12 protein-coding genes are annotated in these 24675 nt (G+C 69.4%); 3 read left to right on the forward strand and 9 right to left on the reverse strand.

The features are described from left to right. Positions 1–123 precede the first annotated feature (123 nt). Positions 124–714: a hypothetical protein gene (locus tag ACFVIV_RS19735; RefSeq protein ID WP_379198505.1), complete on the reverse strand. Its 591-nt coding sequence runs from the start codon at positions 712–714 to the stop codon at positions 124–126. Positions 715–1055: 341 nt separating this feature from the next. Beyond that, complete coding sequence (locus ACFVIV_RS19740) at positions 1056–2711, reverse strand: alkaline phosphatase D family protein (protein WP_379198250.1); 1656 nt, start codon at positions 2709–2711, stop codon at positions 1056–1058. A 204-nt stretch (positions 2712–2915) separates the two neighbouring features. Between ACFVIV_RS19740 and ACFVIV_RS19745 the strand changes: the two genes are divergently transcribed. Beyond that, positions 2916–4259, forward strand: coding sequence for a cytochrome P450 (locus tag ACFVIV_RS19745; protein ID WP_379198252.1), 1344 nt, complete (start codon positions 2916–2918; stop codon positions 4257–4259). Here the strand turns inward: ACFVIV_RS19745 and ACFVIV_RS19750 are convergent. Both ACFVIV_RS19750 and ACFVIV_RS19755 read right to left on the reverse strand, forming a co-directional pair. Next, positions 4226–5485, reverse strand: coding sequence for a glycosyltransferase (locus ACFVIV_RS19750; RefSeq protein ID WP_379198254.1), 1260 nt, complete (start codon positions 5483–5485; stop codon positions 4226–4228). The two genes, ACFVIV_RS19745 and ACFVIV_RS19750, sit on opposite strands and share 34 nt — an antisense overlap. Further along, on the reverse strand, positions 5482–6771 hold the full coding sequence (locus ACFVIV_RS19755) for a glycosyltransferase (protein ID WP_379198256.1): 1290 nt from the start codon (positions 6769–6771) through the stop codon (positions 5482–5484). Before ACFVIV_RS19755 ends, ACFVIV_RS19750 begins: the two co-directional genes overlap by 4 nt. Before the next feature lie 50 nt (positions 6772–6821). On the opposite strand from ACFVIV_RS19755, the gene ACFVIV_RS19760 reads away from it, so the two are divergent. Then, positions 6822–7811, forward strand: coding sequence for a Gfo/Idh/MocA family protein (locus ACFVIV_RS19760; RefSeq protein WP_379198507.1), 990 nt, complete (start codon positions 6822–6824; stop codon positions 7809–7811). Here the strand turns inward: ACFVIV_RS19760 and ACFVIV_RS19765 are convergent. Genes ACFVIV_RS19765 through ACFVIV_RS19780 form a run of 4 tightly spaced genes read right to left on the reverse strand, consistent with a single transcriptional unit; the run spans position 7794 to position 22097 of the window. Next, entirely contained in the window at positions 7794–8861 is a 1068-nt protein-coding gene (locus tag ACFVIV_RS19765; protein WP_379198509.1) for an alpha/beta hydrolase, read from the reverse strand. The two genes, ACFVIV_RS19760 and ACFVIV_RS19765, sit on opposite strands and share 18 nt — an antisense overlap. A gap of 5 nt (positions 8862–8866) precedes the next feature. Continuing rightward, positions 8867–11587: a thioester reductase domain-containing protein gene (locus ACFVIV_RS19770; RefSeq protein WP_379198259.1), complete on the reverse strand. Its 2721-nt coding sequence runs from the start codon at positions 11585–11587 to the stop codon at positions 8867–8869. Further along, positions 11584–11880 (reverse strand): hypothetical protein, encoded by a 297-nt coding sequence (locus ACFVIV_RS19775; RefSeq protein WP_379198261.1) that lies wholly within the window; start codon positions 11878–11880, stop codon positions 11584–11586. The genes ACFVIV_RS19770 and ACFVIV_RS19775 overlap by 4 nt, the downstream gene beginning before the upstream one ends. Then, the gene (locus ACFVIV_RS19780; RefSeq protein ID WP_379198263.1) at positions 11877–22097 is read right to left on the reverse strand and encodes an HAD-IIIC family phosphatase; all 10221 of its coding nucleotides are present in this window, start codon (positions 22095–22097) and stop codon (positions 11877–11879) included. Before ACFVIV_RS19780 ends, ACFVIV_RS19775 begins: the two co-directional genes overlap by 4 nt. Before the next feature lie 257 nt (positions 22098–22354). Here ACFVIV_RS19780 and ACFVIV_RS19785 point away from each other — a divergent pair, with 257 nt between their 5' ends. After that, positions 22355–23704, forward strand: coding sequence for a cytochrome P450 (locus ACFVIV_RS19785; protein ID WP_379198265.1), 1350 nt, complete (start codon positions 22355–22357; stop codon positions 23702–23704). On the opposite strand, the gene ACFVIV_RS19790 is transcribed toward ACFVIV_RS19785, so the two are convergent. Beyond that, positions 23705–24667 (reverse strand): carboxymuconolactone decarboxylase family protein, encoded by a 963-nt coding sequence (locus ACFVIV_RS19790; protein WP_379198267.1) that lies wholly within the window; start codon positions 24665–24667, stop codon positions 23705–23707. It abuts the gene before it with no gap. Positions 24668–24675 lie beyond the last annotated feature (8 nt).

Here is a 24675-nt window from a genome sequence, read left to right on the forward strand (position 1 = left end):
CCCCCCCAAGGTCACCAACAGTGATCGGGGTCAAGGGGCGGAGCCCCTTGCGGGGGTGCGGGGGCTAGCCCCTGCGGGGTGCGGGGTGTCCCCGCCGGGGGCCGTGGGGGTGTCCCCCACAAATTAGGCGCAATAAAAGCAGATGCCGTTGGCTGGGAGCTGGGTGAAGCAGTCGGCGCACACCGGTGCGCGCTCGGGCTCCGGCTTGGGTTCGGGCGCCGCGGCGTTCATGGTGCCCCGGCGCTTGGCGGCGACCTTGGGGGTGAGCGGCGGAATGCCGCCGTCGGCGGGCACGGCCGCGCCGTAATGCTGGTAGCACTGCCAGCGCGCGTAGGCGGCGTGCAGTTCCAGATCGTCGGGGATGGGGAGCCCGGCGAGTTCGAGCACGTACTTGTAGGCGTCGCCAATGGTGTGGTTCTGGCGAACGCACAGCGCGGTCAGCGGCGGCTCACCCGCGCTGTGACAGCGGCGCGCGACCTTGCGCAGAATGGCGTCCATCCAGGTGCGCGTCGGCGCCTGGGTGTGCACGCCGGAGGATTCCTGCACCCGCTCGGCCAGTTCGTTGACGGTGACGAAATGTCCGTACCCGGTGGCTGTTTCGGCCAGTTCGGCATGTGCCGCCAGGGCCCATGCCACCGTTGCCTCGCGGAACGGCACCGCCGTGCCGTCGGCCGCTCGCCATGCTCCTGCCGTTGTAGGTGCGGAATCCCTCATCACGCGTATAAGTTATCGCGTAACCGGCCGTCGAGGCCAATGCGCAGAACGCATATCGAGTGTTGTTGCGCCACAATATGTTCTCCGCCCGGCGTGGCGCTTGCGTGTCGAATTGGACACGGTGGCATATCGCACACCGATTTTGGGAGTAACGTTGGTCTCGGTTACCTCTCCGCTATCGATAATCCGTATGACCGGCATTTCTGAACCCTGGATGGGAGGCGCGCGATGAGCGCAAACACGGTGTGGCTCGGCAGCACGAGCGACAGGCCCTCGAACTGCGTGGCGGGCGCGCGAATTCACGTGACCCTGCCCGCCGGATCGAGCGCGATCGCGGTCCTTCAGCGCGGGGTGTCGCCCGAAGGCGCCGCCACCGTATCGGAAACAGGCGGCGTCTCGGCCGGATAATCGGGCCGCCAGGCCTCGGTGACCCCGGGCACGCCGTCCTGCACCACATAACCGGCGCGGGTGACGATCGGCGCGCCGGGCCGGTGCACGAAGGGCAGGACGCGGAAATCGCTGTGCAGCACCCCGTGATCCACCTCGACCCGCACATAGCCGCGCTGGGCGTTGAAGAACTTCATATCCGGATTGGCCGCGAGCAGATTGCGCCCGGTCTCGTTCATATCCGCGCCGTCGCCGCCACTGGTGATGGAGGTGCCGGTGAATTCCACGCCCACCACCGGTGAGCGCAGATCGTCGAAGTCGCGCCGCAGATCGGCGGCGTAGTTGTGATGGCGGTCGCCGGTGAGGACGACGAGATTGCGCACCCCGCGTTCGGCGGCCGAGCCCAGAATGGCATTGCGGTCGGCGACATAGCCGTCCCAGGCGTCGGTGCCCAGCAGCACCTGCTCGCCCGGGTCGTAGTCCGAGCGCGCCATGGCCACCTGATTTCCCAGGATCTGCCAGCGCGCGGGCGAGTCGGCGAACCCGTCGAGCAACCACTGCCGCTGCCGCGCGCCCAGCAGCGTGCGATCCCCGTCGAAGCGGGCATCGCAGTCGGAGGTCAGGCTGCCGTCCCCGCACGCCTGCCGGGTGCGGTACTGCCGGGTGTCGAGCATGGTGATCTCGGCCAGATCGCCGAACCGATACCGCCGGTGCAGCAACATATTCGGCCCCGACGGCATTTGCGCCAGCCGCAGCGGCTGATGCTCGTACATGGCCTGGAAGGCCGCCGCCCGCCGCCGCCGGAACAATGCGGGCACCCGGTAGATATCGATGCCGATGCCGCCCTTGTCCCCGGCCCAGTTGTTGTCGACCTCGTGATCGTCCATGGTCACCAGCCACGGGAAGGCGGCATGCGCGGCCCGCAGCGGCGCATCGGATTTCGCCTGCGCGTAGCGCAACCGGTAGCCGCGCAGATCCACGGCCTCACCGGGCAGATCCGGCACGTTCAACCCCTGCCGGCCCTGCCGCCAGGAACGCTCGTAGATGTAGTCGCCCAGATGCACCACCAGATCGAGGTCTTCGCGGCTCATGTGCTCGTAGGCGGTGAAATAGCCGGAACTCCACGACTGACAGGACGCGAAGGCGAACCGCATGCGCGCGACGGCCTGCGCGGCCGGGGGCGCGGTGCGGGTGCGCCCGATCGGCGAGATGGCCGAGCCCGCCCGGAATCGGTAGAAGTACCAGCGATCCGGATCCAGGCCGTTGATCTCCGGATGCACGCTGTGCCCCAGTTCCCGGGTGGCGACCGCGCTGCCGCGCGCCACGATCCGGCTGAAGCCCTCGTCGTGCGCTACTTCATAGTCGACGGTGACCGGCGCGTTCGTCATACCGCCGTGCCCGTCCGGCGCGAGCGGATCCGGTGCGAGCCTGGTCCACAGCACCACGCCGTCCGGCGTCGGATCACCCGAGGCCACGCCCAGCGTGAACGGATCGTCCCCCGGGCATCGCGGTGCGGGAAATCTGATACTGCCGGCTGCCGAGGCGCCGACCAGCACCGCGGCCGATCCGGCCGCACCGAATCGCAACAACTGGCGCCGTGACAACTCCATAAGCAACGGTACTCGAGGCGCCCGAATGCCCTTGTGAACGGCTGTTTGTTTGCCGGGAAATTTCCGATGACAGCTCGGTTCCGGCTGATCCGCCGGGCGGCGGGCCACACGAATCCGGCGAACGTGACCGGTGGCATGCCGTGCGTGTAATCATGAATCCGGATCTCCGGGGTGGGGAAACGCTCGAATCTTCCAGGGGGAAGCATGAAAACATCCATGTCCGATGCCGGCCGCCCGCCGATGCTGTCGGGCGGGCTGCCATTGCTCGGTCATATCCGGGAGCTGGCCGCCTATCCCGAAGGGCTGGTGCGGCGCGGATATACCGAACGCGGGCTGGTTTTCCGGATCAAGGTGCCCGGAAACTCCGACGCGGTCGTGGTGCTCGGCAGCGCGAACTGCCAGCGGTTCTTTCACGATGAGAATCTCTCCACGGAGGCTGCGTATCCGTTCTTCCGCACCATGTTCGCGCCCGACTTCTTCAGTCTCGCGGGCCCGGCGGAGTATCGCGAGCAGAAGAACATCATCCTGCCGCGTTTCACCGGGCGGCAGCACGAGATCTATGCGGCGGTCATGGACGCGCAGGCGCGGGCGTTCCGCGAGCGGCTCGGTGCGCGGGGTGAATTCGAACTCGCGGAGGAACTCGGCGTGCTGGTCATGAATATCGCGGCACAGGCCTTTCTCGGAGATCGGTTCACCGCCGAAATGCGCGGCGACGTGTTCGGCAGATTCCGCTGGTTCTCCAAGCAGATGACCTTCGCGCCGCGATTCGTGCCCACGGTGGGCCGGGTTTTCGGAGCCCGCGCCGGGGCCGGCCTGAAGGCGGATCTCACCGCGATGCTGGCGCGCCGCCGCACCCGGCCGCTCGACGAGGCCGACTTCCTGCAAACCCTGTCCACCGCCGCCTATTCCGATGGCTCGGCGGTTCCCGACGCGGTGCTGGTCAATCTGGTGTTACTGCTGCTGTGGGCGGGGCATGAATCCACGACGGGGCATTTGTCGTGGGCCGTGGTCGAATTGCTGCGGCATCCGGAGATGCTCGCCCGCGCTCGCGCCGAGGCCGACGAACTCGGGGACGGGCCCCTGGATCTGGAGGCGGTCAAGCGGTTGCGGTTCATCGACGCCTGTATTCACGAATCCGAGCGGATGTATCCGATCGCGCCGGTGCTCATGCGAAAGGCCGTCGCCGAGGTCGAGATCGACGGCTACACCCTCCGCTCGGGCACCCAGGTATTCACTTCGCCCCTGGTGAATCACCTGCTGCCCGACGAGCATGCCGATCCGGGCGTTTTCAACCCGGACCGTTATCTCGGCCCGGACGCCAAACAGGAACGCGCGAAACTCATGGGTTTCGGCGGTGGCGTCCACAAATGCCTGGGCACGCGATTCGCGAAACTCGAGATGACGATCATCCTCGCGCACCTGTTGCGGCACTACGAGCTGGAACTCACCACCGGAGACCCGAAACCCGATATCGGAAACAAGTCCCGGTGGCCCGCGCGCCCCTGTCGCGTCGCCTATCGGTCGCGATCCGAGCGCGCCTCGGACTGATCCGCGAGCGCGGCGGCGTACACCGCCAGGATTCCGGCGAGGTGCCGGGACTGGCGGGGTTCGTCGGCGTGCGGGGCGAGGGCCTCGCGCATGGCCTGCAGGCGGGTTCGGTCGTGCGCCAGGGATTTCAGCTCGTCGGCCAGGGTCTCCACGGACGGGTCGGGCACGAGTGCTCCGCCCGCCTCGGGGACCGTTTCGGCGAGTTCGGGATCGCAGTACACGATCGGCAGGCCCATGGCCACGGCCTCCAGCAGCACCATGCCCTGGGTGTCGCAGTCGGAGGTGAGCAGCAGGACATCGTGATCGCGCATGGCGGCGAGGCATTCGGACTGGGCGACCTCGCCGTGCAGGCGGACACGGCCGTTCAGGGCGGCGTCGGCGGTGGCGGAACCGACCTGCTCGGTGAGCGGACCGCTGCCGTAGAGGTCGAGGGTGCAATCCGCGACCAGGCGCACCACCTCGATCGCTTCGAGCGGGCGTTTCTCGGCCGACAGCCGCCCGCACCACAGGGCGCGCAGCGGGGCGTCCGGGTTCGCGTCCGGAGCGGCCGAGGCGTGGATGCGGTCGAGCAGCTCGTCGTCGATTCCATTGGACACCACGTGAATCGGGCGGTCCACGCCGCGGGCGGCCAGTCGCCGCGCGAAATGCTGGGTGGGGACGACGACCCGGTCGGTGGCCTGCGCCTGCGCGATCAGCGGCCGCCACGCCAGCCGGGCGGTCCGGCTGTCACCGGTGGAGACCGGCCGGTGGCGCAGCGGCACGAACCAGCCGTGCAGCAGGCGCATGGTCACGGCGGCCAGATACGGTGCGGGCGAGTACTTTTCGATGACAGTGTCATCGCGGCTCTGCATGGTCTGAACGACCGGGATGGCGTGCTCGCGGGCGGCGCGGATGCCCGCGATCCCACAGCCGTAGGTTGTCAGGGTGTGCACGAGGTCGATCGGGCCGCGCTCGGCGAATGCGGAGGCGATGAGCCGCCGGTTGGCCCGGGTCGGCAGCACCACCGGCCCGCCGCTGGACATGGTGAGCGCCGGGACCGACCGCAGCTCGACGATATCCGGATCGGTCGCCGCGGATTCCGGTGCGGCGGGACAGAATACGGTCACGCGATGGCCGCGGCCGCGCAGACTGTCGCACAGCGACCGCATGGCGGTCTGCACGCCGCCCAGGGTGGCCGGGTGGAAATCGGTGAAGACGGCGACGTGCAGGGAATCGGCCATGCTCATGCCGAGGCCGCGACGGCGAGCTTCTCCACCGCGTCCGCCGTGGCGCCGATGCCGTTCTCGGCGGCCACCCGGCGCCCGAGTTCCGCGGCGCGGCTGCGCGCTTCGGGGGTGAGCGTCCGGACCAGGGCGTCGTACAGCCGATCCGCGGTGAGCGACGGGTACGGGAAATCCGCGCCGATGCCGAGCGCGGACATGCGCCAGCCGTAGAAGAACTGGTCGCTGTGCACACCGATCACCACCGCGGGCAGGCCCGCCCGCAGCACATCGTGGGAGTTGCCGCTTCCGCCGTGATGGACCACCGCGCTGCAGCGCGGCAGGACGCGGTCGTAGTCGAAGGAGTCCAGCACGAACAGGCGGCGGTCGTAACCGATGCCCCGGGGGTAGCCCTCGCCCTTCACGGTCACCAGCGCGCGAGCGCCCAGCCTGCGGCACACGTCCGCGATCAGATCGCAGGAACCGGCGGGGTCGAGAATCGGCATGCCGGTCAGGCAGAAGTAGATCGGCGGCTCGCCCTCGCCGAGCCAGGCGTCCAGAGCCGGATCGACCTCGGCCTCGCCCCAAGCGCCGCGCATGTGCCGCGGCAGGATCGGCGCGCCGACCACCGTCGCGCGCTCCGGCCAGTCGGCGGGCTTGGGCAGCAGCACCGGACTCACCATGTGCACCAGTGGAATTCCGTCCTCGCGAATGCGGCGGAAGGGGTTGCGCGGCTTGCCGGGCAGGCCCATCATCTCGCGCACGCGCCGGTCCATCTTGCGGTACGCCACGCCGTAGGCGAGTTCGAAGGCCGTATAGCTGGCCAGCCGCAGGCGCCGCGACGAGATCATGTGCTTGACCATGAACGAGGACGGGAATTCCGCGGTGCGCTCGAGCGGGTAGGGCAGCCCGCCGATCACGGTCTGTCCCGTCTTCTCCCGGCGCTCCATGGCCCACGGCAGGGTCGAGGCGCACGAGACGATCACATCGGCCGATTCGCAAGCGCCGCTGAGCACCTCGTGCATCTGATCACCACGCTCGCCCGCCATGATCTTCACCGTGTCCAGCATGATCTGCAGGAACGGCAGCGGATTGCCCGAGGACAGACCGCGTTTGGCGGCGGGGGATTCCAGCAGTTCCGCGGAGTTGAACGGGATGACGTGCGGTTCGAAGCCCGAGCGTCGCACCACCTCGGCGTAGTTCTTGGTGGCGGTCATCTCCACATGGTGTCCGCGCGAACGCAATTCATCGGCCAGGGCGAGATACGGCTGATGGTCGCCCCGGGTTCCCGCCGTCAACAATGCGATGCGCATACTCTCGACTCCGTTCGTAATCTTGTTAGTGTCGCCTGGTGACCGAAGACATGCGCCCCGGGGTTCGGATCGGGATTCTCGGCGCCGCCCGCATCGCGCCCGCGGCCGTGATTCAACCGGCCCGGCGCAATCCGGAGGTGACCGTCACGGCCGTCGCGGCCCGGGATCGGGTGCGGGCCGGGCAGTTCGCGAGCAAGCACGGCATCGACCGGGTTTACGACGATTACCAGGCGCTCGTCGACGCGCCCGATATCGACGCGGTCTACATCCCGCTGCCCAATGGCCTGCACGGGCGCTGGACGCGCGCCGCACTGGCGGCCGGCAAGCATGTGCTGTGCGAGAAGCCGTTCACCGCGAATGCCGCGGAGGCGCGGGAGATCGCGGCGCTGGCAAGCGATTCCGATCGGGTGGTGATGGAGGCGTTCCACTACCGCTACCACCCGATGATCGCCGCGGCCGAGAAGATCATCGCCTCCGGTGAGTTGGGGAAGCTGCTGCGGGTGGAGGCCGCGTTCAGCTTCCCGCTGCCCAAGTTCTCCGATATCCGCTACGACTACGACCTCGCGGGCGGCGCGTTGATGGACGCGGGCTGCTACGCCGTGCACATGGCCCGCGTGCTGGGTGGGGAGAATCCGGAAGTGGTTACGGCGCAGGCGAAGCTGCGCGACCCGCGGATCGATCGCGCCATCACCGCCGAACTGCGGTTCCCGTCGGGGCACACCGGGTCCGTCCGCTGCTCGATCTGGTCCTCGGACGTGCTGCGCGTGGGCGCCACCGTCATCGGTGAGCGCGGCCGGATGCGGCTGATCAATCCGGTGCTGCCGCATCTGGGCCACGCGCTGCGGGTGCGCACGGACCAGGGAAAGCGGTTGCGCCGGTTCGGGAACCGCCCCTCCTACGACTATCAACTCGACGCCTTCGCCGCCGCGGTGCTGCGCGGCGAGCCGGTGGCCACCGGACCGGGCGATGCCGTGGAAACCATGACTGTCATCGATGCCGTCTACCACTCCGCCGGCCTGCCGCTACGCGTGCCGAGCTGACAGCTCGTCGAGGAAATCGACGATGTAGCCGAACACGTCCAGCGCCGCGCCGCGGCCGATGAAGGTGTCGAGGTGGCCGTAGGACGGAATCTCGGTGTAGCGGACGTCCAGGCCCGGATTGCGGGCCGACAGCACCTCGTGGCACAGCTTGTTGGAATCCAGCCAGGCCCGGTTGCGGCTGCCGGACAGCAGCAGCACCGGGCAGTCGATCCGGTCGGCCGCGTCCAGGGCGTTCTCCGGCAGCGCCCGATAGCGTTCGTCGTCCACATTCCAGCGCAGCACGGCGTGCGCCAGCTCCATCTGCCGCAGATGCGGCAGCACCGACAGCGGTATGGCGCCGAACAATTCGGCCAGCCGGTCGTGGGTGCGCGCATCGAGGTGGTCGTGCTCGAACAGTTCGGCGCCCATGCCCCAGCCGTGATGGACCATGCGGCAGGTCGGATCCGGGCAGTCGCCCTTGCGCGAGAGCGCGGCGTAGAGCAGCGTGCGCTTGGACCAGAGCCCGACCCTGCGGAAGTCGGATTCGAGATGGGTGACGCGTGAGCCCATGAGCTCACTGCCCACCAGCACCCGCATCCGGGCCGACGTGCTGACCTTCGGGGTGAGAAAGACGCCCTGCGCGACCACGCCCGCCAGGCCGGGCAGCAGCCCGCCGGTCAGGCCCAGCGACAGTGCCAGCGCGCCGATGCAGTGCGCCACCGCGAACAGCGGCCGGTCGCCGATGCGCTTCCGGATCTGCGCGACCGCAGCCGGCAGATCGTAGAGGGCGACATCGTCGAAGGTGTAGGGCCGCCCGGAGGTGTTGTGGGGCAGGCGGGAACTGCCCCGCCAGTCGAGCAGCCAGGACTGGTAGCCCGCATCCGCCAGTACATCGGTCACATTGCGAATCTCGGGCAGCGCGAACATCTCCGAAGAGACACCGTGCCCGTGCACCAGCAGCACCGCGGGTGCGCCGTCGGGGCCGACCCGCCGCAGCCGCAGCTCCACACCGTCCGCGGTGCGGAAGGAGATCACCTCCGCGGCACTGAGTTCCGTGCCATGCGATCGCATATCCGTCACCGGCGGTGCTCCTTCCGCATGGCCCTGCGCAGATCCAGCAGATCGGTGCCCACCCGCAGCATCGGCTCCAGCAGGCTCTTGCCCAGCTGACCGCCGAACCAGCTGAGCCACAACAGCTTCGCCAGCCTTCGCTGCCGCTCCGGCAATCGTGGATCGATCTCGATGCCGTCGATCTGATCGGGCAGATAGGTGTGCATCGGCACGGCGACCTCGCCGCGATACGCCGCCGCCTCTCCGGCGCGCCCGATCTCGATCACCTGGGTGCCCAGCTGGCGCACCACCCGCCGCTGCGCCGCCGCGAATTTGTAGCCCTCCAGCCACCAGCAGCCGCCGGACGAATCCCGCAGTGTGAGCCGGTAATGCATGATCGGATGCCGCAGCTCGTGCCGTAGCGGTATCCCGTCGTGCGGTCGCACCACCGCCGTGCCCTCGACCGTGAGCGGCTCCTCGTGCAGGCTCGCGCACACGAGCTCCCCGCTGACATCGAGCGTGCGCGCGCTGAACACCTGGGCGCTGCTCGCCACGGACAGCGTCAGCCGCAGATCGCACCGGATATCGGCGGCTTCGCCGACCGGACCCACTGTGCCGCTGAGCGTTTCGTAGAACCGCAGATAGGGGTCCGCGCTCGCTCGGGGCCCCGCGCCCGCCAGGGTCGCGAGCATCTTCCCGCGCGCCGCCACCCCGGACGCGGTGGGCGCGGGCAGCCCCCGCGCGGCCACGAACGCATCCGTGCGCGCGGAGGTCGCAGGCGGCGCGACCACCATGGCAGCCAGTTGTCGCCGCGCCACCGGGCTCTGCAAGACCTGCGCCAGCGATTCCAGCTCCGGGACCGGTCCCTCCTTGATCGCCCGGACCACGTCCGTACACCACTGTTCCCAGGGCTGTACCCGAATTCCCAACCCGCCCAGCGTGGTTTCGGCGACGATCTGCTCGAGCGAGGTCGGAGCCCCCGTGAGATGGTAGGTGTGCCCCCACGCATCCGGTGTTGCGATGATTTCCGCCGCCACCCGGCTGACCCAGTCGACCGGCGCGGCATTGAGATACCGGAACCCCGGCACGGTGCGAAATCGCATGAGCGCCGCCGTAATACCCGCATTGAGATCCCGGGGATTGTGCGCGCCCGTCTCCGGATGGCTGCCGATCCCGCCGGCCCGCAGAATCGTCACCACAACCCCGTGCTCGGCAGCCCGCCGCAGCGCCGCCTCCGCCGCCCACTTCGACCGGTCGTACCCGATGGGCAGCGCCGCGACATTCGCAGTCGGCTCGTCCTCACCCAGTTCCGCGGCCTCCGACCCATTGAAAACCGCCAGCGACGAGATGTGGTGCACCGGTTTGGGCCGCCCGGTGCACGCCAGCTCCGCGAGCGTAAGCGGCCCAGCCACATTGGTCTTCCGCAGCGACGGATACCCCCGCAGGAAGTCCACCGCCGCTCCCGCGTTCACAATCGAATCGATCTCCGCGGCAAGCCCTTTCCACCGCGCATCGGTCAACCCGAGCCGCGGCAGCCGCAGATCCCCCGCCAACGGCGTCACCCGCCGCAACACCTCCCGCGACCACGGCTGCCCATACCCCCGCACAGCCGCCTCCAACCGCCGGGCGGCCGCCTCATCGTCCTCCGCCCGCACCAGGCACACCACATGAGCCCCACTGTGCCGCAACAGATCCAGCAGCAAATGACTCCCCAGAAACCCGGTAGCTCCGGTCAGCAGAATCCGCCCCGGCGCAACCCGCTCCGGCGCACCCACCACCGGCAACCGATCCGCCTCCGCGAGATCGGCAAAGATCTGCGCGATGTCGTCGGTGTCGGCAAACGACCCAGCACTCAGCGCGCGTACGGAAGCCCCACCTGAGATCCCGGCACGAGTCCCGCCCGTCATCGCGGCATGAGTCCCGCCCGTCATCGCGGCATGAGTCCCGCCCGTCATCGCGGCATGAGTCCCGCCCGTCATCCCGGCATGAGACCTCCCCGTCATCCCGGCATGCTCTTGGCCGGGATCTCCAGCGAGGTGATCGATTCCGGCCGGGAACGTATCGCCGGAATCCCGGGCAGGGTGCCCCGCGCCACCCGAGGAGTGCGCAGGCTCGGCCTCCGGGTGGTCGGCCAGCCAGCGACGCGCCAACCGGCGCGGCCGCGCATCGAAGAACACCGTATCGAGATCCGGGTGGATATCGAGCTCGCGCCCCAGCGCTGCCAGCAGTTCCACCGCCGCGATGGACGTCCCACCCGCATCGAAGAAGTCGGTGTCGGCGTCGAGCGGCTGCGCGCTGAACCGATTCGCCACAGCGGTGATCGCCGCGGCCAGCGCGTCGACGTCCCACGGGCCCGCGACGCGCGATCCCTCGGAGTTCGAGACAGGCGGCTCGCCGATCCCCGGCGAGGAACCCGCTTCAACCTCAGCCGGTCGCGGCTCGCCGTCGCCGGATGGCGCCGACAGTGCCTCGGCGGTCGGCGGGTGGGCGGCCTCGGGTGCCGACTCAGCCGGAGCGCCGAGGCTGTGGGAGCGCTGTGACTCCGGAAGCGGAGTGCCATCCGGCCGCGCTGCGGGTCGGGGCTCGCTGCCGCGCACAGCGGGTGTTTCTGTCCGCGGCGCGGTGCTCGTTCGCGCGAGCAGGGCGGCGATATCCATTGCGGCGGTGCCTCGTTCGAGATTCTCGCCGCGTGCGCGTCGATCGACGGCCGGATTGCGTACCGGTGGCCCCTCGTCCTGGGCGGTCATGCTGCGGCCTCCTTGCTGCCGGGCTGCGTCTCCCAGGAGCGGAACCGCCGCGGGTGATCCGGTGTCACCGAGACGTCCAGCGCCGGACTCACGCCGGTGCTGCCATGCAGGCGCGCCGCCGGTTTCCGAGCGGGTTTGCCGCAGACGTTGTGTTCGACGGATATCCGGACCGTCGCACCGTCGAGGGTGTCGGTTCGATCCGCCGCCCTTGTCAGCAGCCGCTTCTCGGCACTGTGGTCGTGGCGGTCGATAGCGGTGGTGCGGGCCGGGGGCAGCGTTTCGAAGTCTGTCACCGGGCCGTCTCCTCGTCGGTGGTTCGCGTCGCCCAAGAGCGGAAGGCTCGTAGGCGTTCCGGTGTCACCGACACGTCGAGCCGCTGTTCGCCGGAGGGGCCGCCGAGCAGCCGGGTGAACAATTGCCGGGCGGGTTCGTTGCGGGCGGTGCGGTGGATCGCGACGTGGACTGTCGAGCAGCCGAGGGCTTCGGCGCGGTCTGCCACGTGGGCGAGGAGGCGTTCCTCGATGCCGCGGCCGAGGGCGCGGCAGCTGAGTTGCCAGCCTTGGATCCACAGGGTGTCGGTGTCGGGGCGCAGGGCGAGGACGGAGATCAGGCCGTAGTCGCCGAAGCGGTCGCGGGCGGTGGCGGTCCACACTTCGCCGTCGGATCGCCAGTGGTCGAGGTCGTCGACGGTGACGTGGGCGAGAGTGAACTGGTTGGTTCGGCGCACTAGTTGGGCGGCCCGGTCGAGGGTGGCGTCGGTCAGGGGTTCGATGTCCACCTCGAGGTTCAGGTGGTCGAGGAACTCGGTGAATTCGTCTGTGGCGCGGGCGAGGTCGCGCTGTTGTTCCTGTTGGTAGAAGTCGGCTCGGGCGCGGTCTTCAGCGGTCGCCGCGACCGGCGTGAGGGGCCAGAGGCGGGTGAGGAAGGGTTTCAGTTCGTCTGCGGGCGGGCAGGTCACCGACAGCACCTCGGGGAGCTGGGCGCGCATGCGTGCCACTTCGACCGGATTGTCGTCGAGGTAGCAGAAGCTGTCGAGGCCCAGTCGCAATGAGTGCGCGACCTCCTCCAGGCGGTCGGGCTTGCCGCCCCAGCCGGTGGAGACGGCGGCGAAATCGGCTCGCCGTAGCGGGCTTTCGGGTCGCTCGAGAATGGCGTCGACAATATCGGCGTCATTGTTGGTCACCAGCACCAGCAGGGTGCCCGCCGCGCGCCACTGTGTCAGCCGCTTGGCCAGGGCCAGGCGCGGTGCATCGAACGTGACGGCGTCGGAACCGATCTCGCCTGCGGTGCCGCTCCACAGGGTGTCGTCGCCGTCCACGGCGATCACCTTCGGCGCGGGTTCGGTGACGGCGTGGACGGTATCGACGAGGGTCAGCGCCACGGCCGCCTGGAACTCGGGTGAGAACGGCAGGTGCGCCAGGACTTCGGTTCGTTCGTCGAACGGGTTGTCCACCGCGTGGTGGCGGGTCCATTCGCCGGAATCCAGCACTGCGACACCGGGAACTTCGCGCAGACGGTCGGCGACCAGTCGCTCCCAAGCGAGCAACCGCTCCGCCGCGTCCGCTGCCGGGAGGATGCCGACGATGACCGGCTTGCGCGTGCGTTCGGCCAGATCGCGTATGGCAGCGGGGTATTCGTCGGCCAGCTCACCGAGCAGATCGTCGGAGACAGCGCCGAACCGTTCCAGGTCCGCCGCTCGCAGCAGCACGATGCACAGCGTTGTCGACGAGCTCGCGAAAACGCCCGACGGGTCACGCAAGGCGGCGAGCACATGGTGGTAGGGCGCTTCCGCTACGGTGATCGCCTCGGCGTCCGAGGATGCGGCCGCCACCAATTCCGGCAGTCTGCCCACCGCGAACGTCGCGCCCAGGGCCGCACGAACGCCCGAAACAGGACTCTGCGCGACGGCCTCGGTCGGAATGGATTGCTGTCCAGCCATTTCGGGCCGGGCTGTGACTCCTGGCTCGGCGACCGCAGCCGCGACCGTCGCCAGATATTCCGCGCCGAATTCGGCGCAGGTACCGGCGTCGATGATGTCGCTGTTGTAGGTGAACCACACCTGCCCGGTATCGGGGAGCACCGCCACCATGAGGTCGAGATCGGAGTATCCGGTGCTCACCGGGACGATTTCGGCCGCGGCCACCGCGGAGTTGGCGCGCAGGTAGTTGAAATACACCTCGACCAGGGGCGCGTTGTCGCGGTGCAGGCCCGCGCCAGCCAGCGCGGTGAGCACCTCGGCGAAGCCCGCACCCGGCGCGAGCAGATTCCGCAGCCGGTCACCGGTGCGCCGCAGCACATCGGCGACGAGGTCGCCCGGCGTGACGACGGCCGGGAACGGCACGGGCACACCGAAATACCCCACGGCATCGGTCGCGTCGGCGTGCATGCGGGTGTCGACCGGCACCGCCACCGCGAAACGGTCGACCTGCTGCCGGCGGGCCAGCAGCACGGTCAGCGCGCCGAGGAATACCGCGGCGGGAGTGAGCCCGAGGTCGCGAGCCCGGTCGGCGACGCGGTCGTGCAGGCCGTCGGGCATATCGAGCGCGACCGCTCCCGCACCGTACGTGCGCTGCGCCGGACGCGGACTCGCCAAGGTCAGCTCGAGCCTGCGGGCTCCGGAGAAGGCCTCGCGCCACTCGCTGACCGCCGCATCGTCGCGGTCACGGCTGTTCGGCTGCGCGGCGAGAAGTTGATGCATATCGCGGTTGGTCACCGTGTCACCGAGCGGCGCGCCGGACAGGTCGGCGGCGAGCTCACCGGCGACGAGCAGCATCGACTGCACATCGCTCATACCGTGGTGCGCGCCGAAAAGCAGTACCTGGCCGGCGGATTCGCAATTCAACAGCTCGAAGCGCCACAGCGGCCCCGTCTCCGGATCGAACGGCAGCGCCATGAGATTCCGGAAATGCTCCTGCACGATCGCGTCATCGAGGTGAGCGAGATCGCGCCACGCGGCGAGATCGCCCGGCTCGCGCCGAATCTCCAGCTGCCTGCCGTGCTCCGCACCGACCCGAATCGTGGTGCGCAGTGCGGCATGTCGCCGTGCCAGCCGCATGAGCGCCTGTTCCAGCTGTGGGCGGGTGACCCGTGCGGGCAGCCGCACGGCGACGCCGCCGGTCTGCGCGGCGCTGGGGATGCCGAGCTGCTCGGTCCGCAGCAGGCGCATCATGTCCCGGGTCACCGGCAGCACCTCGACCTCGGGAACCTCGACCGACGCGATGTCGGATCCGCTGGATTCCTGCTGCCGCAACACCTCTCCGACCAGATAGCCGGCGAGATCGCCGAGGTTCTGCTCGGCGAGGATGGTGCCCAGCGGCACCGATATCCCGGTGTGCTCGCGCACCTTGTTGCGCAGCTCGATCGCCATCAGGGAGTCCAGGCCCAGACTCTGGAATGTCTCCTCCGCCGAGAGCGTCCCGGTGCCGGAGTGACCGAGCACCTGCCCGGTCCACTCGGTCACCGCGACCATCGCCAGCGCGACCGCCTCGGTCCGTGGCACGGCCCGAAGTTGTTCGGCGAACCGCGATTCCGCCGCCGCGTCGACCGTCGCGGCACCGGCCACGGCCCGCCGCGCCGCCCGCCGCACCAGCCCGCGCAGCAGCGGCGGCACGCTGGGCGAACGCCGCAGCACCTCGGTGTCGAGCAGCAGCGGCACCAGCATCGGATCACCCTGCGCGAGCGCCGCATCGAAGCACGCCATGCCCTGCGGCACCGAGAACGTGCGAATCCCCGCGCGCTCGATGCGCCGAATATCGGCCTGCCCGTAGTGGTCGTGCATATCGACCTCCCACGCACCCCACGCCAGCGACTGCGCGGGCAACCCCACAGATCGGCGATACAACGCCAGCGCATCGAGATAGGCATTGGCCGCCGCGTAATTGGCCTGCCCCGGCGTGCCGAACAACCCGCCCGCCGCCGAGAACAGCACGAAATGCGACAGCCCCCGATCCGCCGTCAACTCGTGCAAATACTGTGCCGCATCAACTTTCGGCCGCAGCACCCGCTCGAGCTGCTCGCCCGTCAGCGCCCCCAGCGTACTGTCGTCGAGCACTGTCGCCGCATGCACCACCCCCGCCAGCGTCAACCCGTCGAGCAACCCCGCGAGCGCCTCCCGATCGGTGATATCGCAGGCCGCGAACCGCACCCGCACCCCACGATCCTCCAGATCCGCCCGCAACTCCCGGCCCCCCGGCCCGTCGATCCCCCGCCGACTCACCAACACCAGATCCCGCACCCCGTACGCATCGGCCAGATGACGCGCCAGCGCCGACCCGAGCCGCCCCGGCGCACCGGTAATGAGCATCGCGCCGTCCCCCAACGACACCCGCCCCTCCACAACCCGTCCCGCACCTTCGGCCAGCCGAGCCAACCGCGGTGCGAACGCCACCCCACCGCGCACAGCCACCTGCTGCTCCCCGGTGGCGAGCAGCGCACCGAAGTCCACGCCCTCCTCGGCCGTGTCGATCAAGACGATCCGCCCGGGATTCTCCGACTGCGCCGAGCGCACGAGCCCCCACACGACCGCCCCTGCCGGATCCGGAACCTCCGGTCCGGACACGGCGTCGGCGGCCCTGGTGAAGGCGGCCGTCCCCGGTGCGGCGGCGGCGTCACGGTCAGCGGCGACATCACCGGTGACCGATATCGCGCGGCGCGTTTCGACGATCAGCTTCGTCGTGTCGAATCGGCTGTCGCCGAGGATCTTTTGCAGCGTGGTCAGGATGTGCTGGGCGATGGTGTGCACTTCCGCTGGTGAATCACCCTGCGGTACGGTGAGAATGAGAGCGTCGGCCGTCGCCGCGCCGGCGGAATCCCATGCGCGCAGCGTGAGCGCTCGATCCGGCGTGGGGAGCGCGAGCCGTGACCACTCCATCCGGAACAGGCGGCGGTACGCGGGCGCGAGCGCGGCGCCATCCCATTGCGCGGCGGCGACGGGGCGCGACAGCAGCGAACCGACCGAAACCACCTGTCGTCCGGTGTGATCGGTGGCCGACATGGTGACCGTATCGGAGCCGGACCTGGTGAGCCGTACGCGCAGGGCGGTGGCGCCGGAAGCCCACAGCGCCACGTCGGACCACACGAACGGGAGCAGCGCGTGTTCGCCATCCTCGGCGAACAGGGTGGTGGCGTGCAGGGTGGCGTCCAGCAGGGCCGGGTGGATGCCGAACCGCGCGGCATCGCCGTGTGCGGATTGGGGGAGTTCGACCTCGGCGAAGATCTCGTCCCCGCGCCGCCAGGCCGCTCGCATGGCGCGGAATGCCGGACCGTACTGGTGGCCGCGAGCGAACAGCCCGGCGTAGAGGGCGTCCACGTCGATGGGTGCGGCGTCCGTCGGTGGCCAAGTGTCCGAAACAGGCTGTGGGGGAGCGAGTTCGGAGTCTTCGGTCAGCACGCCCTCGGCGTGCAGCGTCCACTGGGCGTCTGGCTCGTTCTCCTCGCAGGCGTGGATGCGTACCGTCCGTCTGCCCTCGGCATCGGCGCCGCCTACCGCCGTCTGAATCTGTACCACTCCACGTTCCGGGACGAGCAGCGGTTCACGCAGGACGAGCTCGTGCAGGACGGTGCTGTTCACCTCGTCACCGGCGCGTATGGCCATTTCGGCCAGCGCGGCTCCGGGCAGTAGGACTGCGTTCGGTCCGGCATGATCAGCTACCCACGGCTGCGAACGGCGTGAGATCCGGCCGGTCAGGGTGACGCCACCCGAATCCGGCTGCGGCACAATCGCGCCCAGGATCGGGTGGTCGACATCGTCGAGGCCGAGGGCCGTGGTGTCGCGGTTGATCCGCTCGGTCCAGAAGCGGCGTTCATCGAACGCGTAGGTGGGCAGGTCCACCGGGGCCGACTCGGGAACCAGGCTGGTCCAGTCGAGTTCGTGACCGGCGACGTAGAGGGCCGCCTGCGCGCGGGCCAGGCAGACCGGGCCGTCCTCGTCGCGGACCAGAGAGCCGACGGCTACCACCTCGCGCGCGAGTCCTTCCGACACCGTCGTGACCGCCGTGGTCAGCGACGGGTGCACGCCCATTTCGACGAAGTACCGGAAACCGTCGGCGATCATCCGTTCCACGGTGGGCGCGAAGCGGACGGTCTCGCGCGCATTGCTGTACCAGTAGCCGGGTTCGATCGGCGCATCCGTCACGAGCTCGCCGGTCACCGTTGAATACCACTGTGTGGCAGGCGGATTAGCGGTCAGATCGGCGAGCTCGGCCAGCAATGGCTCGCGGATGAATTCGATCAGCCGGCAGTGCCCGGCATAACCACGACCGGTGGCGGCGAGGCGCGTGTACACGCCCGCGCGGTCCAGATCTGCCAGCAGTTCCTCCACCGCGGCCTGCTCACCGGCGACCACGGTCGACCGTGGGATATTGACCGCCGCAACCGATACCCGGCCCTCGAAGTCCGCCAACCGCCGTGCGATCTCGGCCTCGGACAGTCCCACGATCGCCATGGCCCCGGATTCGGGAATGGTCTGCATCAACCGGCTGCGGGTCACCACGATCCGGGCGGCATCGCTCAATTCGATCGCGCCCGCACAGTAGGCGGCGGCGATCTCGCCCTGACTGTGGCCGATCACCGCGTCCGGCGTGACCCCCGCCGCACGCCAGGTGGCCGCGAGGGCGGCCATGGTGGCGAACAACAGCGGCTGCACCACGGGGAAATCGAGCAGGTCCGCGGCGGTCATGCCGTCGAGCCGATCCACCAGCGACCAACCGGTCAGCGCACCGAAAGCCTTGTCGCACTGCTGGAATTCGGCCCGGAACTCCTCGGAGGCGGCGAACATGTCGCGCGCCATGCCGACCCACTGCGTGCCCTGGCCCGGGAAGACGAAGGCCGTCTTGGCATTGGTGAGCACCGCGCCCGCGCCGGCCACCACATTCGGCGACGGCGTGCCGTCCACCAGATCGCGCAGCGCGGAAACCATCTCGTCCCGATCGGCGGCCACCACGACCGCGCGCCGCTCGAATTGGGTGCGCTGGAACGCCAGTGCGCGCGCCACCGGCCCGGGTTCCAGTCCCGGATCGGCGAGCACCAGATCGAGCAGCCGCTCCGCCTGACCGTGCAGCGAGGCGGCACTGCGCGCCGAAATGGGCAGCAGCGCAACACCACCGCCGTCGACAGCAGTCTCCGGTGTGGTCGCGAGCTCGAGCGGCGCCTCCTCCAGGATCAGGTGCGCGTTCGTGCCGCTGAGCCCGAACGCGCTCACACCCGCCCGCCGCGGACGCGCGCCCCGCTCCCACGGCACCGATTCGGCCGCCACCGTCATCCCGCTGCGCTGCCAATCGACCTGCGGCGACGGCGTACTCGCGTTCAATGTGGCCGGAATGCGCCCATGGCGCAGGGCGAGAACCAGTTTGATGACGCTGCCCACGCCGGCGGCCGCCTGGGTGTGCCCCACATTGGATTTCAGTGATCCGATGCCGAGCGGCCGCGCCGGATCGCGATCCGGCCCGAAGACCCGAGCCAGCGCGCGCGCCTCGATCGGATCGCCGAGCGCGGTCCCGGTGCCGTGCGCCTCGACATAGTCGATATCGTGCGGCGTCAGTCCGGAGACCCGCAGCGCGGAACGCAGCACCTGTTCCTGGGCAGCGCCATTGGGTGCGCTCAGCCCCTGGCTGCGGCCGTCCTGATTGACCGCCGACCCGCGAATGACCGCGAGCACCCGATCCCCGTCCCGGCGCGCGTCACCGAGCCGCTTGAGCAGCACCAGGCCCGCACCCTCGGCCCACACCGTTCCATCGGCCTCGGCCGAGAACGGCGCGCACCGGCCCGTGGGCGAGAGCACGCCCAGCTTGCACAGCTCGATATGCGCGATCGGGGACATGAGCAGCGTGGCCCCGCCCGCTAGGGCGAGGTCGCATTCGCCCGCCCGCAGCGCGGCCATGGCCGAATGCATGGCGACAATGGAGGAGGAGCAGGCGGTGTCCAGGGTGACCGCCGGGCCGTGCAATCCCAGCGTGTAGGAGATGCGGCCGGAGGCCACGCTCGGCGAAAGCCCGGTGCCGACTTGACCGTTCAGCTGTTCCGGCGCCGGATCGGCCAGATAGCCGGTGCCGTACACACCCAGATACACACCGGTCGCACTGCCGTGCAGCGTGCGGGGATCGCGCCCCGACCGTTCGATCGCCTCCCAGGCCAGCTGCAGCATCATGCGCTGCTGCGGATCCATGACCGCGGCCTCGCGCGGCCCGATGCCGAAGAAGGCGGCGTCGAAACGATCGATGCCGTCCACGTATCCGCCGCGGAAGGTGTACGCCTTACCGGTCGCGGTGGTATCCGGGTCGTACAGGCCGTCGATGTCCCAGCGGCCGGCGGGCACCTCGCTGAGCGCGTCGCCCTTGCCGTCCAGTAGCCGCCACAGGGCCTCGGGGGAATCCGCGGCGCCCGGAAAACGGCAGGACATCGACAGGATCGCGATCGCATCGTCATCGGCGGCCTCGTCGAGCGCGTCCACGCTGTCGTCGGCCGCGCTCGCGGTGACCGGCTCGGCCGCACCCGGTTCGATGGGCGCGGCGGGTGCGAGCGCCGCCGCCACCCCGGCAATGGTCGGGTGGTCGAAGAACATATTGGTGTCGACGTAGCTGCCGACGAAATCCGACAGCTCGATGACCAGCTCCACCAGATCGTGCGAGCCCAAACCGAATTCGACCAGCGGCAGGTTCACGTCGATGCGCTCGGGATCCAGCGCCGCCTGCCGCGCGATCTCGAGCACCAGCCAGGACCGGATCGCCTCCGCGGACGGCGTGGCCGGATCCGCCGGGGCCGCCGCGGTGAATTCCGCTGCCGCCGTCTCCGGTTCGTAGTCGAACAGCTCGTCCTCGGGCGAACGGAGCGGACCGGCGGTGAGCGCCAGCAGCTCGCCGGACAGATACGCCGCCCGGCAGGCCGACCGCTGGATCTTCCCGCTACTGGTCTTGAAGATCGTGCCCGGCCGGATGAGCAGCACCGTGGCCAGGGTGAGCCCGTGCTCGGTCGAGACCGCACCGCGCACGGCGGCCTCGATCTCGGCCAGTTCGCCCGGATCCTCGCCGCGCACCTCGGCCACCACGACCGGCTGCTCACCGGCGGATCCGAGTTCGACGGAGAAGGCGGCGACACAGCCCGGCCGGATGCCGCCGTGCGCGGCCTCGACGGTGGCCTCGATGTCCTGCGGATAGTGATTGCGGCCGTCGACGATCAGCAGGTCCTTCCGCCTGCCGGTCACGAAAAGCTCGCCATCGGCTCGGATTCCGAGGTCGCCCGTGCGCAGGAAGCGGCCATCCACACCGGGCAGCGTCGCGCCGAACACCTCGTCGCTGGCCTGTTCGTCCCGGAAGTACCCGGCCGCCACGCTCTTTCCCGCGACCCAGATTTCGCCTTCGACGCCGTCGGCGCGCTCGATCCCGGTCTCGGGATCCACGATCGCGATGGAGATGCCCTCGACCGCCCGGCCCACGCCGACCAGCTCCCGGCGCGAGTCGTGCCCGGCGAGCTCGCGAATGACCGGCGTCTCGGTGGCGGCGGACGCGCTCACGATGAGGGTGGCCTCGGCCAGGCCGTACACCGGCTGCTGGGATTTGGCCCGGAATCCGGCCCGGGCGAAGGTATCGGCGAACTTGCGCACCGTCGCGGCCCGCACCGGTTCGGAACCATTGAACGCCACCCGCCACCGGCTCAGATCGAGCCGGTCGAGCTGCTCCGGGGTGATCTTGCGCGCGCACAGCTCGTAGGCGAAGTTGGGGCCGCCGCTGGTGTGGGCGCGGTAGGTCGAGATCGCCTGCAACCAGCGTTCGGGACGCTGCAGGAAGTGCAGCGGCGACATGAGCACGGAGTTCGCGCCGAGGTAGACGGTGTGCAGCAGTGGCGCGATGAGCCCCATGTCGTGGTACATCGGCAACCAGCTGGCGAATAGCGCGCCGTCCCAGGAGTCGGCGAACGCGCGGTCGTGCCCGAGTCCGTCGGCAATGGCCGCCTGATTGTGCAGCAGGTTCTCGTGGGTGAGCAGCACACCGCGCGGCGCGCTGGTGGAGCCGGAGGTGTACTGGATGAACGCGACCGAATCCGGGCCGAGATCCGGCTCCCGCCACCGCGATCCCTGCTCGTCGGTGATCTCGTCGGTGGCCAGCCACGGCAGGGCCGTCAGCTCGGGAATCTCGGCGCCGAGTGCGGCCGAATCGGCGACGATCCGCCGCGGCGCCAGCACCACCTCGACCTCGGCGTGCGTGACCATCCGCCGCAGCCGGCGCAGCGAGCGGTTGTCCCATTCGGGCAGCGGCGCGGGCACGGCGACCACGCCCGCCGCCAGGCAGCCCAGGAACGCCTCGGCGAACTCGGGACCCGCAGGGTACAGCAGCAGCGCTCGCTGCGGCGTCGAATCCTGAAGTGCGGCGGCGACGGCCCGGACCCGGACCCCCAGATCGGCGTAGGACAGCTCACGCACGACCCCGTCGACATCACCACTGTCCAGGAAGCGGTACACCAACTCGGTGGGCCGATTGTCGACCTGGGCGAACAGTGTTTCGACGAAAGTGTTGAGCACGAACGACATCCTCTACCAGTGAAATTCGAGATTCGGCCGGTCCTCGGGTCCCTGCCGGGCGAGGAAGTGCAGACGGCGCTTTGTGAGCGAACAGCGCCCACAACATAGCCATCTTTACCACCTGTCGCACGGCGTCCGCGAGCCCGCGGCCGCCACCCGGTGCCCCGAAAACTGGGGGCAGCACCATGCGTGACACATGTTGCTGCCGAAGCGATTTGGCGTTTGCCAGTCGACGATCTTGCAGTGAGGATGGCTACGTGTCAGACAACCCGGTATCGCTGCGGCAACTTCCCCGGCTACGCACCCGCGAGCTGGGGCGACTCGGGGCGCTGCTGCGCCCCGGCACCCACCGTTCGCCGTTGCTGGACCTCGGGAAACGGTTCGTCATCTCGCCGCCGGGCCTGCCGACCATGATGATCACCCACGACATGGACGATGTGCGCGAGGTTTTCACCAACCACGACGATTTCTCCGTCGGCCAGGTGCTGAGCCGGCTGTCCAGCCACGACCGCATGTTCGGCACGCAGACCCTCATCTTCCTCGACGGCGACGATCATCGCCGTGAGCGCAAGCTGTTCTCGCCGCCCTTCCAGAGCAAGGCACTGAAGTCCTATGAAGAGCTCATGGTCGAGGTGGTGCGGCGGGAACTGCCGAAGTGGCCGGTCGGCGAACCGTTCGAATTCCTGAAGGCCGGCTACGACCTGGCCATCGGCGTCCTGCTCGGCGTCGTCTTCGGCGATGTGGCGCCGGAGCGCCGCGACCGCCTGAAGGAGGCGATCGCCGCGTGGTTCGGCGAGATCGAGAGCCGCGGCTTCCTCGCCGTCACCCTGCTCACCCCGCTGTTCGGTGGTTGGACCCCGCCGTACCCGCCGCTGAACCGCCGCCGGGCCGAGGTGGACGTGGTCATCCTCGAGGAGATCGCCGCCCGCCGTGCGAAGCCCGCCGAGGCCGGGCGGCGGGATGTGCTGTCCCGCTACATCAATACCGATCTGGACCAGCACGATGATCCGGCGCTGGCCCGCAATATGCGCGGCGTCCTGCTCGGCGCGTACGAGACCACCGCCATCACCCTCGGCTGGATCGCCGCCATGCTGGCCGGCCACCCCGAGGCCATGGCCGAGGTGGACGCCGCCGCCGACGCGGGCGACCACGCGCGTCTGGACGCCTACCTCGATGCCGTCGTCGCCGAGACCATGCGCCTGCGACCGGTGTCCCCGTTCACCGGCCGGCGCGCACTGCGCGACACCGTGGTCAATGGCGTGCGGATTCCCAAGGGCGCCATTGTCATCGTGCCCATCCTGCTCATTCACGAATCCGAGCAGCACTATCCCGATCCGCTGACCTTCCGCCCCGAACGGTTCCTCGACGACCGTCCCAACGGCCACACCTGGCTCACCTTCGGCGCCGGACCGCACCGCTGCCTGGGGGCCCAATTCGCCCTGGCCGAGGCGCGCATCCTCTTCCGCACCGTCCTGGAACAGCGCCGCATCGCCGCCATTCCAGGCCCCCCGGAACCGCCGCGCCGCTATCACACCGGCCTCAGTCCGGCCGACAATGCCCGCATCACCCTGCTGCCCCGCGTCCGCGCGGCCGTGCCAGTGGATTGATCACTCGGAGACGTCGGCGGTGTTGGCCATGGTGTTCGCCAGCATCTCGTGGGTGCGGTAGTGACCGACCAGCACGCACAACTCCATGATCTGCCGAATCGTGAGGTGGTTCAGCAGTTCTCGCCAGGTGCCGTCGGACAGGAAGTACTCGCGGTCGAGTTCGGTGATCGCGCGGTGCAGCAGCCGCGCCCGCTCGGTGCCGGTATCGGGCGAAGGTTGCAGCAACGCACCGATTTCAACGGCATCGAGGGTGCTGACGCGTGCCATGGTGCGGCCGTACCAGCCCACAATGGTGCGGAGCGCGCGATGCGGGGCGAGCGCGGTATCGCCCGGAGTCCACGGGGTGGCGGGGTTCAATCCCGGTGCCCGCCCGCGGATTCCGGTGCGCCGCCGGCGAGGCTGTGCGCCCGTGCCCGAGCGCGGCCTGCCCAGCAGCGGTTCCGGCGGCATACCGGCGCTCTCCTCCAGCATGCCGATGAGCTCGTAATGGGCAGTGACGAAACAGATTTCCACCAACTCACGGTCACCGATCCCGAGTTCGCGCAAGCGGGCGATGGTCTCCGGGGTGATGGCGAGGTGCTCGTGCAGTTCGTCGGCCGCGCACAACAGAGCCGCCTGACGGTCGTTCCAGCGACGGTCGGCGGAACCCGCGTGCACCGAGTCCAGGAAGCCCGCGCGCTCGCGGATGCGCGCCCACAGCGCGTGCACCGAATAGTGATAGAAGTGCCCGGCATTCCAGCTGGCCCGCAGCACAAGGAGTTCCAGATCCCGGTGCCGCAGCGTCGCCAGCAGGCCCTGCCCGAATTCGGCGGGCGCTTCCAGCGCGAACAGCACCGCCAGCAGGCGCGGGTGCGCCGTGCCGATCCAGCACACCTGGGTGGAACCGGGGAACGCATAGCGCAGCCACCCCCAGCGCGGACGCAACCGTGGTTCGCGGGGTGCGGGCCAGCCCAGTCCATCCATGATCGAGA

Source organism: Nocardia sp. NPDC127526 (assembly GCF_042672265.1).
In the GTDB taxonomy this organism is placed as follows: domain Bacteria; phylum Actinomycetota; class Actinomycetes; order Mycobacteriales; family Mycobacteriaceae; genus Nocardia.

Excerpts from the sequence above, each read along its gene's own strand:
- ACFVIV_RS19735 (WP_379198505.1), bottom strand. The coding sequence starts at position 714 with ATGAGGGATTCCGCACCTACAACGGCAGGAGCATGGCGAGCGGCCGAC.
- ACFVIV_RS19740 (WP_379198250.1), bottom strand. The coding sequence starts at position 2,711 with ATGGAGTTGTCACGGCGCCAGTTGTTGCGATTCGGTGCGGCCGGATCG.
- ACFVIV_RS19745 (WP_379198252.1), top strand. The coding sequence starts at position 2,916 with ATGAAAACATCCATGTCCGATGCCGGCCGCCCGCCGATGCTGTCGGGC.
- ACFVIV_RS19750 (WP_379198254.1), bottom strand. The coding sequence starts at position 5,485 with ATGAGCATGGCCGATTCCCTGCACGTCGCCGTCTTCACCGATTTCCAC.
- ACFVIV_RS19755 (WP_379198256.1), bottom strand. The coding sequence starts at position 6,771 with ATGCGCATCGCATTGTTGACGGCGGGAACCCGGGGCGACCATCAGCCG.
- ACFVIV_RS19760 (WP_379198507.1), top strand. The coding sequence starts at position 6,822 with ATGCGCCCCGGGGTTCGGATCGGGATTCTCGGCGCCGCCCGCATCGCG.
- ACFVIV_RS19765 (WP_379198509.1), bottom strand. The coding sequence starts at position 8,861 with ATGCGATCGCATGGCACGGAACTCAGTGCCGCGGAGGTGATCTCCTTC.
- ACFVIV_RS19770 (WP_379198259.1), bottom strand. The coding sequence starts at position 11,587 with ATGACCGCCCAGGACGAGGGGCCACCGGTACGCAATCCGGCCGTCGAT.
- ACFVIV_RS19790 (WP_379198267.1), bottom strand. The coding sequence starts at position 24,667 with ATGGATGGACTGGGCTGGCCCGCACCCCGCGAACCACGGTTGCGTCCG.